13 protein-coding genes and 1 pseudogene are annotated in these 15,593 nt (G+C 60.0%); 10 read left to right on the forward strand and 4 right to left on the reverse strand.

The window, feature by feature from the left end; genetic code table 11:
* The first annotated feature begins 2 nt into the window (after positions 1-2).
* From hemJ to ACERNI_RS04945, 7 genes and pseudogenes are all read left to right on the forward strand, one after another.
* Positions 3-428, forward strand: coding sequence for a protoporphyrinogen oxidase HemJ (hemJ, locus tag ACERNI_RS04915; RefSeq protein WP_448832129.1), 426 nt, complete (start codon positions 3-5; stop codon positions 426-428).
* A gap of 238 nt (positions 429-666) precedes the next feature.
* Positions 667-1,932 carry a transcription termination factor Rho gene (gene rho / locus ACERNI_RS04920; RefSeq protein ID WP_448832130.1) on the forward strand — a complete coding sequence of 422 codons (1,266 nt, stop codon included), beginning with the start codon at positions 667-669 and terminating at the stop codon, positions 1,930-1,932.
* A 185-nt stretch (positions 1,933-2,117) separates the two neighbouring features.
* On the forward strand, positions 2,118-3,488 hold the full coding sequence (gene mnmE / locus ACERNI_RS04925; protein WP_448832131.1) for a tRNA uridine-5-carboxymethylaminomethyl(34) synthesis GTPase MnmE: 1,371 nt from the start codon (positions 2,118-2,120) through the stop codon (positions 3,486-3,488).
* Positions 3,430-5,418: a tRNA uridine-5-carboxymethylaminomethyl(34) synthesis enzyme MnmG gene (gene mnmG, locus ACERNI_RS04930; RefSeq protein ID WP_448832132.1), complete on the forward strand. Its 1,989-nt coding sequence runs from the start codon at positions 3,430-3,432 to the stop codon at positions 5,416-5,418. Before mnmE ends, mnmG begins: the two co-directional genes overlap by 59 nt.
* Positions 5,415-6,068 (forward strand): 16S rRNA (guanine(527)-N(7))-methyltransferase RsmG, encoded by a 654-nt coding sequence (rsmG, locus tag ACERNI_RS04935; RefSeq protein ID WP_448832133.1) that lies wholly within the window; start codon positions 5,415-5,417, stop codon positions 6,066-6,068. Before mnmG ends, rsmG begins: the two co-directional genes overlap by 4 nt.
* Positions 6,069-6,139: 71 nt before the next feature.
* Positions 6,140-6,934, forward strand: coding sequence for a ParA family protein (locus ACERNI_RS04940; RefSeq protein ID WP_448832176.1), 795 nt, complete (start codon positions 6,140-6,142; stop codon positions 6,932-6,934).
* A 46-nt stretch (positions 6,935-6,980) separates the two neighbouring features.
* Positions 6,981-7,884, forward strand: a pseudogene (locus ACERNI_RS04945) (ParB/RepB/Spo0J family partition protein).
* 79 nt (positions 7,885-7,963) lie between these two features.
* On the opposite strand, the gene holA reads toward ACERNI_RS04945, so the two are convergent.
* The 3 genes from holA to leuS form a co-directional block, all read right to left on the reverse strand.
* Positions 7,964-8,992, reverse strand: coding sequence for a DNA polymerase III subunit delta (gene holA, locus ACERNI_RS04950; RefSeq protein ID WP_448832134.1), 1,029 nt, complete (start codon positions 8,990-8,992; stop codon positions 7,964-7,966).
* A 258-nt stretch (positions 8,993-9,250) separates the two neighbouring features.
* On the reverse strand, positions 9,251-9,811 hold the full coding sequence (gene lptE, locus ACERNI_RS04955) for an LPS assembly lipoprotein LptE (RefSeq protein WP_448832135.1): 561 nt from the start codon (positions 9,809-9,811) through the stop codon (positions 9,251-9,253).
* Complete coding sequence (gene leuS, locus ACERNI_RS04960) at positions 9,798-12,428, reverse strand: leucine--tRNA ligase (RefSeq protein WP_448832136.1); 2,631 nt, start codon at positions 12,426-12,428, stop codon at positions 9,798-9,800. Before leuS ends, lptE begins: the two co-directional genes overlap by 14 nt.
* 390 nt (positions 12,429-12,818) lie before the next feature.
* On the opposite strand from leuS, the gene ACERNI_RS04965 reads away from it, so the two are divergent.
* Complete coding sequence (locus tag ACERNI_RS04965; protein ID WP_448832137.1) at positions 12,819-13,514, forward strand: YggS family pyridoxal phosphate-dependent enzyme; 696 nt, start codon at positions 12,819-12,821, stop codon at positions 13,512-13,514.
* A 104-nt stretch (positions 13,515-13,618) separates the two neighbouring features.
* On the opposite strand, the gene ACERNI_RS04970 is transcribed toward ACERNI_RS04965, so the two are convergent.
* On the reverse strand, positions 13,619-14,149 hold the full coding sequence (locus ACERNI_RS04970; RefSeq protein WP_448832138.1) for a L,D-transpeptidase family protein: 531 nt from the start codon (positions 14,147-14,149) through the stop codon (positions 13,619-13,621).
* A 113-nt stretch (positions 14,150-14,262) separates the two neighbouring features.
* Here ACERNI_RS04970 and ACERNI_RS04975 point away from each other — a divergent pair, with 113 nt between their 5' ends.
* Complete coding sequence (locus tag ACERNI_RS04975; RefSeq protein WP_448832139.1) at positions 14,263-14,949, forward strand: response regulator transcription factor; 687 nt, start codon at positions 14,263-14,265, stop codon at positions 14,947-14,949.
* A 206-nt stretch (positions 14,950-15,155) separates the two neighbouring features.
* Positions 15,156-15,578: a cyclic nucleotide-binding domain-containing protein gene (locus ACERNI_RS04980; protein WP_448832140.1), complete on the forward strand. Its 423-nt coding sequence runs from the start codon at positions 15,156-15,158 to the stop codon at positions 15,576-15,578.
* Positions 15,579-15,593: the final 15 nt, after the last annotated feature.

Genomic DNA, 15,593 nt, shown 5'->3' on the forward strand with positions numbered 1-15,593 from the left:
TGTTGTATCTCTGGATCAAGACGCTCCATATTGCTGCGGTCATCTCGTGGATGGCCGGCATGCTTTATCTGCCGCGCCTGTTTGTTTATCACGCTGACGCTGAACGAAATGGGGAGGCTGCCGGTACGTTCAAAGTCATGGAGCGCAGGCTGCTGAGGGGCATCATGAACCCCGCCGCCACAGCGTCGGTTCTTGCCGGCGCATGGCTTGCCTGGGACGCGAAACTCTGGACTGACGGCTGGTTTCACGCGAAAGTTGCATTGGTGGTTGTGTTGCTCGGTTTCCACCTGTTCCTTTCCCGTCAGGTGAAGGCATTCCAGGAGGACCGAAACGACCATTCCAGCCGGTTCTATCGTCTCATCAATGAACTTCCCGCGGTGCTGATGCTTGGCATCGTCGCGCTGGTCGTCATCAAGCCGTGGCTTTGAATGAGCTGGATGGGCTTGTTATCGTTAAGGCATTGCGTTATGGATAGCCTCCTCTCCAAGCCGCGCAGCGTGTGAGTGAGTACCGGTTTCACGGGAAATCCAGCGCATCCGGGCCATCCGAATTGTTGCGTCATGGCTTGATGTTCGCGAGCCGCGACGCCTGCGCCACCTGGCGGCGGGCCAATTTTCCTTCCATAAAGAACTCCATCCGGAGTTGTAATTCGTGAGAGATTCCCCCATGCGGGAGATCAAGCTTCAGGATCTCAAATCCAAAACCCCTACTGAATTGCTTGCTTCTGCGGAAGAACTTCAGGTCGAAAACGCATCAATCATGCGCAAGCAGGAGCTGATGTTTGCGATCCTGAAGCAGCTGGCCGCACAGGAAACCGATATCATCGGTGAGGGCGTTGTGGAGGTTTTGCAGGACGGATTTGGCTTCCTGCGCTCGCCAGATTCGAACTATCTGCCGGGTCCTGACGATATCTACATCTCGCCATCGCAGATACGGCGTTTTGGCTTGAGAACCGGCGACACCGTTGAAGGGCCCATTCGTGGCCCGAAAGAGGGTGAGCGGTACTTCGCGCTTCTGAAGGTCAATACGATCAATTTTGAGGATCCCGAGAAGATCCGGCACAAGGTTCATTTCGATAACCTGACGCCGCTGTATCCGTCGGAACGCCTCCGCCTTGAGATCGAGGATCCGACGCGCAAGGACTATTCGGCGCGAATTATCGATATCGTCTCGCCGATCGGCAAGGGTCAGCGCGGTCTGATTGTGGCGCCGCCACGCACCGGTAAAACGGTTCTGCTGCAGAACGTGGCGCAGGCGATTACGACCAATCATCCCGAATGCTATCTGATTGTTCTGCTGATTGACGAGCGGCCGGAAGAAGTCACGGACATGCAGCGCTCAGTGAATGGCGAGGTTATTTCCTCGACATTCGATGAACCCGCAGCCCGCCACGTTCAGGTTGCGGAGATGGTGATTGAAAAGGCCAAGCGTCTGGTTGAGCATGGCCGTGATGTCGTCATCCTGCTTGACTCGATTACCAGGCTTGGTCGCGCTTACAACACGGTCGTGCCGTCATCTGGTAAGGTGCTGACAGGTGGCGTGGACGCCAATGCCCTGCAGCGGCCGAAGCGCTTTTTTGGCGCGGCCCGTAATATCGAGGAAGGCGGATCACTCACCATCATTGCGACAGCGCTGATTGACACCGGCAGCCGCATGGATGAGGTCATCTTTGAAGAATTCAAGGGAACGGGCAATTCCGAAATCATCCTTGACCGGAAGGTTTCCGACAAGCGCGTCTTCCCGGCGATCGACATCACCCGCTCTGGCACGCGTAAGGAGGAACTGCTGGTTCCCGCCGATGTGCTGAAGAAGATGTATGTGTTGCGGCGGATATTGAACCCGATGGGTACGGTGGACGCCATTGAGTTCCTGCTCGACAAGCTGCGTCAGACAAAATCGAATTCGGAATTCTTCGATTCGATGAATACCTGAAGCATGGCGGTGTGATTCACGTGAAACAGCGCCAGGCTTCGGCCTGGCGTTTTTGCGTTTGGGCTGATGCCAATGTGGGCTGGAAACTTCCGGTATAGTCGTCACTGGCAGGAGAGCGGGACCTGGCGCGCTCCGCCGGAGTTAAATGTGATTCACGTGAAACACGTAATCATGGGTTTCGAGGCATGAAATTCTCGTATGGTTCTAAGACGGACACGATTTATGCGCCAGCTACCCCGGCAGGAAAGAGCGCACTGGCCATTGTCCGAATGTCAGGTCCGCGTGTTCCCGACGTTTTCTCTGCGCTGTGCGGACGTACGCCAGAGCCACGCCAAGCTACCCTTGCGATTCTGAAGGACAGTGCAGGCGCTGCCATTGATCAGGTGCTGGCGCTATATTTTCCTGCCGCAAGCAGCCCAACGGGTCAGGAGGCCGGAGAGTTTCATCTGCATGGCAACATGCTCCTGGTGGAAGCATTGGCGCATGAGCTGGAGCATTTTGGCCTTCGTCTGGCGCAGCCAGGCGAGTTTACGAGACGCGCTGTACTGGCGGGAAAACTTGACCTGACACAGGCGGAGGCGTTGGCCGATCTCGTTGAGGCCGAAACGACCATCCAGCGTCGGCAGGCAATGTCCCAGCTCTACGGATCTCTCGGGGATCCGGTGCTGAAGTGGCGGGATCAGTTGCTGGACGCGCTTGCGCTCATTGAAGCGGATATCGACTTTTCAGACGAAGATGACGTCGGCGAGGGACAGTACGTTTCCGCGTTGGCAACAGCATCCGATGTCCGGAGTGAAATTCGGGGGATGCTACGGGATCAGCAGTTAGGTGAACGGGTGCGGGACGGCTTTCGGGTTGTTATCGCTGGTCCACCCAACGCGGGCAAGTCGACACTTTTGAACTGTCTTTCGGGTAGGGATGTGGCAATCGTCACTGACATTCCTGGCACCACCAGGGATGTGCTGGAAGTCCGTCTGGATCTCGACGGATTGCCTGTTCGGCTTTTCGATACGGCAGGATTGCATGAGTCGGATGACGTCGTGGAGCAGATGGGAATAGCGCGCGCCAACGACGAACTTGCGGCGGCAGACGTCGTTCTCTGGCTTCAATCGGCGGTTGCACAGAGGAATTTCGATGGTCCTGAGCCGGAAGTTATCTCAAGGTCGAAAGTTATTCGTGTTCTGACCCAGATCGATCGTGTTCCGACGCCGGAGCCCTTGACCTTGACTTCTGATGGCGCGGTTTCGATCTCGGCTGTTACTGGCAACGGCATAGATGCGCTTATATCTTTGATTCAACAGACGCTTCCCGATTCAGTTTCGACCGAGTCGATTTGCATTACCCGCCGCAGGCATAGGGACGCGCTTACGTTGGCAGTAGATGCTTTGGGTCGGCTGCCGGGCGCTGCAGGGGAGGGGACCGGTGATTGGTCCTCGCTCGTACTGTGGGCTGAGGATTTGCGCCAATCGATATTTCAGCTCGGATGCATTACAGGGCATGCACGCCCCGATGACGTGTTGGATCGAATTTTTACAGCGTTCTGCATCGGAAAGTGATAAGGTCCTTCAGGTTTTTCAGGTGGTTTTACGTGTTTCACGTGAAACAGGAGTTATCGTGCATACGGTTTCCTATGATGTTTTGGTAATTGGTGGAGGGCATGCGGGAGCGGAGGCTGCTGCAGCTTCTGCACGCGTAGGCGCAAGAACCGCCATTGTCACGCTGGCCGAAGATAATATCGGCGTCATGTCCTGCAATCCGGCTATCGGCGGTTTGGGCAAGGGACATCTGGTTCGCGAAATCGATGCCCTTGACGGTCTGATGGGTTTGGCTGCTGACCTTGGCGGCATTCAGTTCCGCGTCCTGAATCGACGGAAAGGTCCCGCCGTGCGTGGGCCCCGTGCTCAGGCGGACCGGAAGTTGTATTCACAAGCTGTGAGATCTCTGCTCGGCGCCTATGGATCCAATCTGGATGTTGTGATTGGCGAGGCGAGTCAACTCTTGCTTCGTGACGGGCGCGTCGCTGGCGTGCAGCTTGCTGATGGCCGGACTCTTCGCTGTGAAGCTTGCATCCTGACGACGGGGACGTTCCTGAACGGGCGGATCCATATTGGTGATGAGAAGCATGCCGCCGGCCGGATAGGTGAGAAGCCGTCTGTCGCACTGGCTGATAGCCTGCGCTCATTAGGATTGTCGATGGGGCGTCTCAAGACTGGCACGCCAGCCCGCATCGATACCAGTTCGATTGCATGGCATAACCTGGAGTTACAGGAAGGGGATGCGCCGCCAGAGCCATTCTCCGAACTGACCGAGGCCATTCGCAATCCTCAGGTGGCGTGCGGTGTTACCCGGACAAATAGCCGGACCCACGATTTCATTCGGGAGAACCTGCATCGGGCGCCGATGTATTCCGGCGATATTACCGGTAGGGGACCGCGGTACTGCCCATCAATCGAGGACAAGGTTGTCCGTTTTGGCGATCGGGAGAGCCATCAGGTTTTTCTTGAGCCGGAAGGACTTGATAGCCCCCTTGTGTATCCCAACGGCATTTCCACCTCGCTTCCTGCTGATGTTCAGGAAGCCTTTATTCGCACTATGGATGGTCTGGAACAGGCGCGTATCGTTCGGCCTGGCTATGCTGTCGAGTATGATTTTGTCGACCCACGATCACTGGATGCAACGCTCGCCGTTCGGTCTGTTCCGGGTCTCTATCTTGCGGGACAGATTAACGGCACGACTGGGTATGAGGAAGCAGCTGCGCAGGGGCTTGTTGCTGGTATCAATGCAGCGCGTACCGCTGGCGCTCTGGATCCTGTGTATTTTGACCGCAGTCGATCATACATTGGTGTGCTCATAGATGACCTTGTGACGAATGGGGTCACTGAGCCATATCGCATGTTTACGTCCCGGGCGGAGTATCGGTTGAGCCTGCGGGCAGACAACGCCGATGAACGGCTGACGTCGTTTGGGATGGAAATTGGGTGTGTGGGAGCAAGCAGAGCCCGGCATTTTGGCGAGAAGCAGCGACGCCTGGATGAGCTTCGCCAGATATTGCAAGCGACGACCCTGACGCCGAATGAGGCCGAACAGATCGGCATCAGGGTGAATCGTGACGGTGTTCGCCGAAGCGCCATGGAGCTTCTGTCACGGCCGGATTGTTCTTTTGAACAGATTGCTGCGATTGATTCCCGCCTTTTGACAGCGCCGGAAGCATCAAGGGAACGTCTCAAGACCGATGCGACTTATGCGGTCTATCTGGATCGGCAACAGGCGGATATTTCGGCATTCCGACGTTCGGAGGCGATTGTCATCCCTCGGGATATGAGCTTCTCCATTCCCGGTCTGTCAGCGGAAATTCAGGCGAAGCTGGATGCTGTTAAGCCGGGGACGATCGGTCAGGCCGCCCGTATTGAAGGCATTACGCCTGCCGCGCTGACGTTGCTGTCTGCTATGGTCCGGAAGTTTTCATCTCAGGGGCCAGTTGCATGACGCCAGTTCATCAGGCTAGCGAAGCTGATCTTGAAGCGTTGTCTGCTCTTGGAATTGTTTCACGTGAAACGATAACCAGGTTCGGCATTTATGTCGATGAACTGTTCCGGTGGCAAAAGGCCAAGAATCTGGTCAGCAACTCGACGCTCCAGGATGCCTGGCGTCGCCACGTTATCGATTCAGTACAGCTGTTCACGCTGGCTCCAGATGCTCGACGTTGGATTGATCTTGGTTCCGGAGGTGGAGCCCCGGGCGTGATGCTTGGGATTCTGCTTGCCGAGGCTGGCGGGCATATTCACCTGGTCGAGGCCAACGCCAGAAAATGCGCCTTTCTGCGCCATGTCATCAGGCTGACCGGAGCTTCAGCTACGGTTCATCAGAAGCGGGTTGAGGCCTGCATTGGGGAGTTTGTCGGCGTCACGGATGTGGTGACCGCCCGGGCGTTGGCGCCGCTCTCGCAACTCATCGAATGGTCGAAAGACGTGTTGAGAAGTGGCGCTATCGCACTGTTTCCAAAGGGACAAGATGTTGTGTCGGAGTTGACCCATGCATCCATATCCTGGAGTATGGAGCACGATTTGATTACGAGTCGGACAGACAGTGCGGCGCGGATTGTGCAGGTCAGGTCAATCAGGGAAACGACGCCATGACGACGGTTGTCTCGGATAAACCAGCTCTCACTCTGCCCGATGGGGCTACGACTGATTCCAGTGCGCGAGCAATGCCACGCGTGCTTGCTTTGGCTAACCAGAAGGGTGGGGTTGGCAAGACGACGACCGCGATCAATCTTGGCACGGCGCTTGCTGCTATCGGCGAGCGGGTTCTGATTGTTGATCTGGATCCCCAGGGTAATGCCTCTACCGGCCTCGGAATTGATGTTCGGGCGCGGCGGCTTTCGACCTATGACGTGCTGATGGACGGTGTATCCCTGTCCGATTGTGCTCAGGAGACCGCAGTTCCAGGGCTTTGGGTGGCTCCTTCTACGCTGGACCTGCTTGGCGTGGAGCTTGGCATTGCCGCAGAACGGGATCGCGCGCAGCGTTTGAAGAATGCCATTGCCGCCATGGTGGTTGCCGACGGCGCGGAAGCGTTTACCTATGTGTTGGTCGATTGTCCGCCGTCCTTCAATCTGCTGACCATCAATGCCCTGACGGCGTCCGATGCGGTTGTGGTTCCCCTCCAGTGCGAATTTTTTGCGCTTGAGGGATTGAGCCAGTTGCTGAAAACCGTTGAGCAGGTGAAGGCCGCGCTCAATCCGCGCCTGGCCATTCATGGCGTTGTGCTGACCATGTTCGATCCACGTAACAATCTGTCCAATCAGGTGGTCGACGACGTAAGGCGCTATATGGGGCCGAAGGTTTATGACACGGTGATCCCGCGCAATGTTCGCGTGTCCGAGGCACCGTCTCATGGCAAGCCTGCGTTGCTGTATGATTTCAAATGCGCAGGTTCGCAGGCGTATCTCAAGCTGGCTTCCGAAGTGATTGCGCGTGAGCGTCTGATTCGGGCTGCTTGACGGCCTGCTGTCAGTTGGTTTTTGAACATGTTACAGGACGGCGGAAATGGCGGATGAACCTCGCCCGCGGCTGGGCCGTGGTCTGGCGGCGCTGATCGGTGAAGCCAGCAATGACGTGGCCCTGGGCGATGTCAGCGGCGTGCGCGGGCAGCGGCGGGTCGCGATTGAATTTGTGCGCCCGAATCCCCGCAATCCGCGACGGAATTTTGCCGAAAGTGACCTGGAGGAACTGGCCGCCTCGATTGCCGAGCGCGGTGTCATCCAGCCGGTCGTCGTCCGGCAACTGCCGAACCTGCCCGATGTTTTTGAGCTGATTGCCGGTGAGCGTCGCTGGGGGGGGGGGGGGGGGGGGGCGCGCGGCGCAGCGCGCCGGACTGAGCGATATCCCCGTTGTCGTCATTGAGGCCGACGACAAGCTGTCGCTTGAGCTGGCCATTGTCGAGAACGTGCAGCGTTCCGATCTGAATCCCATCGAGGAAGCGATGGGTTACGATCAGCTCATGCAGGATTTCAGCTATACCCAGAACGATCTTGCCAAGATTATTGGCAAAAGCCGCAGCCACGTCGCGAACACGCTGCGGTTGCTGAAGCTGCCTGACTCCATCCAGAAGCTGGTCAATAATGGCGATCTGACAGCTGGGCACGCAAGGGCCCTGCTGGCGGTTGCCGATCCGGAAGCCGTAGCCCAGACAATCATCGAGAATGGTCTGAACGTGCGCGAGGCGGAACGCATCGCGCAAGAGGAGGCCGAACAGGCGGCAGAAACGACCCCTGCGAGGTCCCGGGCCCGCGCGCCCAAGGATGCCGATACGCGGGCGCTTGAGAAGGTTCTGGAGGATGTTCTCGGCGCGCGCGTCCGTATTTCCCACAATGGTGATAACGGCGAGTTGCGCTTGCGCTACAGTTCGTTGCAGCAGCTGGATATGATCTGCCAGCGCTTGCGGGGGTGAACGGCTCGGGAGCTACCTGTTCCCACGTTTTCGCATGCTGCCCCTGCATATCCGGGAATTGGTCGCGGGAGCCGCGCTGTCAGTTTCGGGAACGATGACGCGCTGCCCGCATGGCGACTGCCCACATGGATACACGCGCGATCTCATGGCGCATCTGGGCGTTCTGCCGGCATTTCGCAACAGCCTGCCCCAGATCTCCCGTAATCTGCAGCAGATCGCGGGCAGGCCAGGTGCGTAACTGGCGCTCAACGGCGTCCTTGCGCTTGAAGTGAAGGCGCATCCTGTCAAGTGTCTGGCTGGCTGGAGCGCCATTCTCGAGCTGGGTGCGGGCCGACAGCAGCATCAGGCCGTGCCTGAGCAGGAAACCCACCAGCACGCCGGGATCACTGCCATCTGCGAACAGGCGGGCGCTGTCCGCATCAAGACGCTGGATATCGCCGAGAAACGTGGCGTCGATAAGGGAATCGACAGCTAGTGAAGCCGCGTCGCCACAGATCGCATCAACATCCTCGATGCTTACGCTGCCGCCGCCGCGCGCGTAGAGCGCCAACTTCTCGACTTCATTACGCGTAGTTTGCCTGTCAGCCCCCAGCAGGGACAGAAGATGCGCCCGCGCTTCGCTTTGCATGCGCAGGCCATGGCCGGCCATAATCTCGTCTACAAGGGCAGCGAGTTCGCGCGGGCCATCTGGGTAGCAGGGAATGGCCAAAGCCGCTCTGGAGCGCTCACAGAGCGTTCTGAGCGGTGACGTGCGCGCCAGGTCTCCGGCCTGAACAATAATCAGCGCGTCGGACGGTGGCGCATCGAGAACCGGCTTCAGGGACGGAACCATATTCTTTGAGCCGGCGCGAACAACGATAGCGCGCTTGCCGCCGAAGAGGCTGATGGTATTGGCTTCATCAGCCAGCCGCATCGCATCAGCCGCAACAGTCTCCCCATCCAGACGCACCAGGCGAAAGGGGTCGTCGTCATTATTGATGACGAGAGCTACCAGCCTGCTGACGCGCTCGGCAACAAGGCCTGCGTCCGGACCATAGACAAGCACTGCCGCGGCATCTGGCGTGCGGCTCAGGACGGCGTTGATGTCTGCTGGCTTGACCGCAACCATTAGTACCTGCCTGCCGGGTCAGCGTCTTAAGCGTCTGAACGTTTTGGAAATCAGGATCGCGGGCATCTGGGTCCGGGCGGGCAGGGAGGAACTGCCAAAGCGGACCGGTTGTGCGCAGGAACTTTCCTGGAGCGCCAAAGCAGCGCAAGTCGATCCCGAACATCCCCCGCAACAGCTTTTAAGCACGGAGAAAGCGCACCAGCCAATCTGTTGGCGCGCTTCCATCCGAAACCTGTTCACACCCTGACCTGAAGCCCTTCAGGGGCGTGCAACGAACCATCCGGCCAGTTTGGTTTGCAACTGTTCGGCCAGAACTTTCGACGCCCGGATCTCCGCGTCGCGCGCCGCCCGCAGGTTGGAGTAGCGCTGCGGCGTGCGATCATAGCCGGCCGAAGCGCTGGCGCTGCCTTCGGCGAGCACCTTGGTGGAGCCGCCTTCGATCAGCTTGTAGTTGGCCTTGATGCGCAGAATCGCGGCGACCGCCTGGCCTGTTGTCTGGTTCACCGAGGAGGTCAGCACCTCCTGGCTCAGGTCCAGTTCAAACCGGTATGCCTTGGTGGCCGGGCGTCCACTGCCGTTCAGGTTGAAGCGCAATTCCTGCTCAACGTAATGGGCAAGGCGCTCCTGCGCGGTTTTTGGCACGACCACCACCTCTACGGAGGCCAGTTTGTCGGCGACATTCTGGCCTGTGGCTGAGGTCCCGTAGAGCGGACGGAAGCAGCCGCCCAGCGCCAGGGAAACGCCAACCGCCAGCAAGGGCAGCGCGCGCGCGGGCCAAAGGCGGCTGCGAACCGTGCGTCGGGTATCAGATGACGACATTCACAATCCTCTGCGGCACGATGATGATCTTCTTCACAGCGGCATCGCCTATGGCGCGCTTCACCCCGTCTTCCGCCAGCGCAGCCTGCTCGATGGTAGCGCGGTCTGCGTCCCTGGCAACGGTGATGTCGGCGCGTCGCTTGCCGTTTACCTGGACCGGCAAGGTTATCTCATCCTCCACCAACATGGCCGGATCGTGAACCGGCCATGAGGCGGTGGCCACCAGCCCTTCATGTCCCAGCGCCTCCCAGCAGCTTTCCGCCAGGTGAGGCATCATCGGCGCCAGCAACTGGATGAGAACCGTGTTGGCTTCGCGCAGGGCATTGATCGCATCAGCCGAGCCATCGCCTGCTTCCGAGGCATTATTGATGGCCGCCTGAATTGCGTTCGCAAGTTCATAGATCTGGGCCACGCAGCGGTTGAAGCGCAACTTCTCCACGTCATCGCTCACCGTGGCGATGGCATGGTGGGCGGCCTTGCGCAGGGCCCTGGCGACCGGGGAGGGGGCGGTGCCGGTTCCAGCGTCCAGCGAAGCCACCTCCTGGGTGACGCGCCAGACCCGCTGGATGAAGCGCCAGGCGCCCTGCACCCCATCATCGGTCCAGATCACATCGCGCTCGGGCGGTGAGTCCGAAAGCATGAACCAGCGCGCCGTATCGGCGCCATAGGCGGCGATAATGTCGTCCGGGTCCACCGTGTTCTTCTTGGACTTGGACATCTTCTCGATCGGGCCGATCGAGACGGGTTCGCCGGTTTTCACGTGAATCGCGTGGCGGTCAGCGCCGGAGCCTTCAATGCGGACGTCGCCAGGCTCGGTCCAGGCGCCGCTGGCGTCGCGATAGGTCTCATGCACCACCATGCCCTGGGTGAACAGGCCGGTGAACGGTTCGTCCAGGTTGACGTGCCCGGTTTCCTTCATCGCGCGGGTGAAGAAGCGCGAATACAGCAGGTGCAAAATGGCATGCTCGACGCCGCCAATGTACTGGTCGACGGGCATGAACCTGGCCACAGCGGTCCCGGTCGTTGGCGCGCCAGCATTCCAGGGATCGGTGAAGCGGGCAAAGTACCAGGACGAGTCAACGAAGGTGTCCATGGTGTCGGTTTCCCGACGGGCGGGAGCGCCGCAGTTCGGACAGTCAACCTTGCCCCAGGTCGGGTGCCGGTCGAGCGGATTGCCGGGCTTGTCGAAGCTCACGTCCTCCGGCAGCGTCACTGGCAGCTGATCCACCGGAACTGGCGTCACGCCGCAGGCGTCGCAGTGGATCATCGGGATCGGGCAGCCCCAGTAGCGCTGGCGGGAAATGCCCCAGTCGCGCAGGCGGAAGTTGACCTTGCGTTCGCCCACTGGCGCGCCGTCGAGCTGCGTGGCCTCCAGGCGTCGGGCTACCTCTTCATAGGCGTCGCGGGCCGACATGCCGTCAAGGAAACGCGAATTGATCAGCCGGCCTTCGCCATCATAGGCTTCGGCCCCAATTATAAACGTAGCCGGCTCAACGTTTGGTGGGCAAACCACTGGCGTTACCGGAAGGCCATAGGCGCGGGCGAAATCCAGGTCGCGCTGGTCATGGGCCGGGCAGCCGAAAATGGCGCCTGTGCCGTATTCCAGCAGGACGAAATTGGCCACGTAAACTGGCAGGGTCCAATCGGGGTCGAACGGATGGGCGACGCGCAGGCCGGTGTCGAAGCCGCGCTTCTCGGCCTTGTCGATCGCCTCCTGGGCGGTACCGGTCTTGCGGATATCTTCGATAAAGCTGGCCAGCGCCGGGTTCTGCGCCGCCAGCGACTTGGCCAGCGGATGGTCGGCGGCGATGCCGATGAATGAGGCGCCAAACAGCGTGTCAGGACGGGTTGTATAAACCTGCAGATCGCGCTGGTCTTCCGCGCCCGGCGTCGCTGCTGCATTGGCGACGGCAAAGCGCAGCAGCAGACCTTCCGAGCGGCCAATCCAGTTGCGCTGCATGGTGCGCACCTTTTCGGGCCAGCGGTCGAGGCTGTCCAGGGCGCTATCCAGTTGGTCGGCAAACTTTGTGATGCGCAGGAACCATTGCGTCAGTTCGCGCTGCTCGACCACGGCTCCGGAGCGCCAGCCACGGCCATCAATGACCTGTTCATTGGCCAGCACGGTGTGGTCGACCGGATCCCAGTTGACCTTGGCGGTCTTGCGATCGACCAGGCCGGCCTTGTAGAAGTCGATGAACAGGCGCTGCTGGTGCTTGTAGTAACTGGGGTCGCAGGTGGCGAACTCGCGCGCCCAGTCGAGCGACAGACCTATTGGCTTCAGCTGGTTGCGCATGCTGGCGATATTGGCCCAGGTCCACTCGCCGGGGTGGACCTTGTTCTGCATCGCGGCGTTTTCGGCCGGCATGCCAAAGGCGTCCCAACCCATCGGGTGCAGCACCGAAAAGCCTTTGGCGCGCTTGTAACGCGCCAGAACATCGCCAAGCGTGTAGTTCCGGACGTGGCCCATATGGATGCGCCCGGAAGGGTAGGGGAACATCTCGAGCACGTAATACGCCGGGCGGCCGTCGTCGTTCGACGTTGAGAAGAGCTGTCTTTCTTCCCAGGCTGCCTGCCAGCGTGGTTCGGTTTCCTTCGGGTTGTAGCGCTCGCGCGTCATCTTGCAGCCTGGTCCAGTTCATCATCTGCCAGAGACGGCGTCCCGCCCCGGCAAGCGCTCACGGGCGCTCGGGTCAAACTGGCGCGGACTAGGACATGATTGCACGCAGGGGTCAATGCGGCGCGGGCGCAAGGCCGCGACAGGCGCTGCAGGGATTGCAAGGGAAAGGCCAGCCGGGTCCCGTCCGGCGCCACACGTCCGTTTGCCTGGCCCGATATTTCCCTCGTGGGAGGGGCTGGTGTACGAAGATCACAGCGCTCCCGGCATGCCTTGGCGTATTGGCGGGAGTCCCCCGTTCCCGACATCTGTTGCAACCCCGCGCGCAGGTGCAGCCGCCGCAATCGCGGAGGTAGCGTCCCAGGGCGCTTCAGACCGGACCAGAGACCATTCATGAACACTGAACCCCCGGCCTCCATTTCACTCAAGTCTGCGGCGGAGCGTCTGGCGTTCGTCCGCCATGCCTGCGACCGCGCCGCGGCGGAAAGCGGCCGCAACAGGCAGGACGTCACCCTGATCTGCGTTTCCAAGACCTTTGGTCAGGGGGAGATCATTCCGGTGCTGCAAGCCGGACATCGCGTGTTCGGCGAAAATCGCGTCCAGGAAGCCCAGGGCAAGTGGCCGGCGCTCAGGGAACAGTTTGATGGCGTTTCCCTTCACCTGATCGGGCCGCTGCAGAGCAACAAGGCGCGGGAAGCCGTGGCGTTGTTCGATGTCATTCACACCCTGGACCGGCCAAGTCTCGCTGAAGCGCTGGCGCGGGAAATCGACCGGGCGGGCCGCAAGCCGGAATTGTTCATCCAGGTAAACACTGGCGAGGAGCCGCAGAAAGCCGGCGTGACGCCTGCCGAAGCTGACAGCTTTATCGCCCGCTGCCGGGGGGAGTTTGGTCTGGAGGTTGCCGGGCTGATGTGCATACCGCCGGTGCAGGATCCGCCGAGCCCACACTTTGCCTTGCTCGGCAAGATTGCCGCGCGCAATGGTCTGTCCCGGCTCTCAATGGGCATGAGCGGTGATTACGAACAGGCTATCATGCTTGGCGCGACCCATGTGCGCGTTGGCAGCGCCATCTTCGGGTCCAGGGGCTGAGCGTTTTCGTTCGTGCAGCAGCTATCCCCAGCCGATTCGCGAAGATGTGAACATTCACCTGTCGATGAAGGACCAGGCGACCACCGCGGCCGTCGACAGGTGAACTAGCGGATTTCAATCACCGTTTCCGGGGATATCAGGCGTAACAGCAGGCGCAGATCGCGTGGACGCAGGGCGACGCACCCCTGGGTGGGCGATCGCTCCGGATGCATCAGGTGGATGAACACGGCGCTGCCTCTTCCCTGGACGCGCGGGCGCAGGTTGTGGTCGATTTCAACAACAAGATCATAGAGATGATCCTCCCGCCACATCTGTTCACAACCATATCTGCATGGCAGTCTGACATGGCGGTTGTAGGCCCCGGCTCCCGCCGCATCGCACCAGCCGTCACTCCGCCGCAACGGGGCAAGGGGGAGGGTGGTAATGGGTCTCTGGACCCGATCGGCCCGGTAGAAAATCTTGCGGGCGCGGAAGCGTCCCTGGGGCGTTACGCCATCACCTTCAGTTTTCAGCGCCTGAGGTCGCCGGCCGCGCCGGCCTATTACGCATGGAAAGCGCATGAAACCTGCAATCAGGGTTGCGTTTTTGTGATTACCTGGAGTTTGATAAACAACGACGCGCGTAATTTTTTTCATGCTGGACGTCTTGAGTAGCAACAGCCGCAGCCCGGCTGACCTGCGGGGACGATGTTGCCTGAAGGTCGCCACCTGGTCTACCTGTGGGCTGACGCCGTCTGGGAGAGAATCGTTTGAGCCATCGTAGCCACATTCTCATCGTCGATGACGAGAAGGATCTGCGGGACACCCTGTCGGAGCAGTTGCTGCTCAATGACGAGTTTACCGTGGAGGGCGCCGAAACGGCCAGCGCCGCGATCGAACGGGTCAGGGACCGTCGGGTCGACCTCGTCGTCATGGATCTGGGGCTTCCCGACATGGACGGCCGCGATGCTGTCAAGGTGATGCGCCAGAACGGGTTCAAGAGCCCGATTATCGTACTCACCGGTTACGATACGGATACCGACACGGTTTTGAGCCTTGACGCGGGCGCGAATGACTTCGTCGTCAAGCCATTCAAGTTCGCGGTGCTGCTGGCGCGGATCCGGGCCCAGCTGCGACAGCATGAGGCCAGTGAGGACGCGGTTTTTACCATCGGCCCTTACACCTTCCGGCCCAGCGCCAAGCTCCTGGTCAACAATCGCGGCTCCAAGCTGAAGCTGACGGAGAAAGAGACGGCGATTTTGCGGTTCCTGTATCGCGCCGACCGCAAGGTGGTCAGCCGCGAGACCCTGCTTCAGGAAGTGTGGGGTTACAATGCGACCGTCACCACGCACACTCTGGAAACCCACATTTACCGGTTGCGTCAGAAAATTGAGGAAGATCCGGCGCGGGCGCGGATCCTTGTCACCGAAGCTGGGGGATACAGGCTGGCGCCATAGTGGCGATGTGAGAGAATGCCGGCTGCGCAGTGAGCGCGGTATCCGGCAGGGTTGACGCAACTTTGCATTCAAAAAAATATCCGGTCAGAGAGATAGGGCAAAATCCCATCCGGCTTGAACGGATTTTGCCCGGGCTGTGGCAGTTTCAGGAAGCGGGCGGCTGGTAGCTGATGTCACTGGACCAGGACGTCGCCATATTGGCGCGAATGCCTGCACTGCATGGTTTTGAGCCGGACGCCCTGCGTCTGCTGGCGTTCGCGGCGACGCACGCCACGCTTCAGCCAGGAGATCTGCTGTTCGACGTGGGCGAAGTGGCGGAGGGCGCCGTCGCTATCCTCTCCGGCCGCGTGATTCTTGCTGATCTGGCTCTGGATGTTCGCGCGGAAGCGAGGCCTGGCGATCTGCTCGATGAAATGGCCATGTATGTGGACACGGAGCGCGCCGTGCGGGCCGAGGCTGCAGAAGCAACCACGGTGATGGTTCTGTCCCGCGACATGGTTCGGCGCGTGCTGGTCGAGTTTCCGGCGTCGGCGGCTGCGGTCAGGGACAGCCTGTCTGGCCGTCTTGACCGGTTGTCGGGCGAGATCGGCGAGATCGGCCAGCGTCTGGGGAAACTGGACGGGGACTAGGACTGATCGACATTC

The organism is Camelimonas sp. ID_303_24, assembly GCF_053543495.1.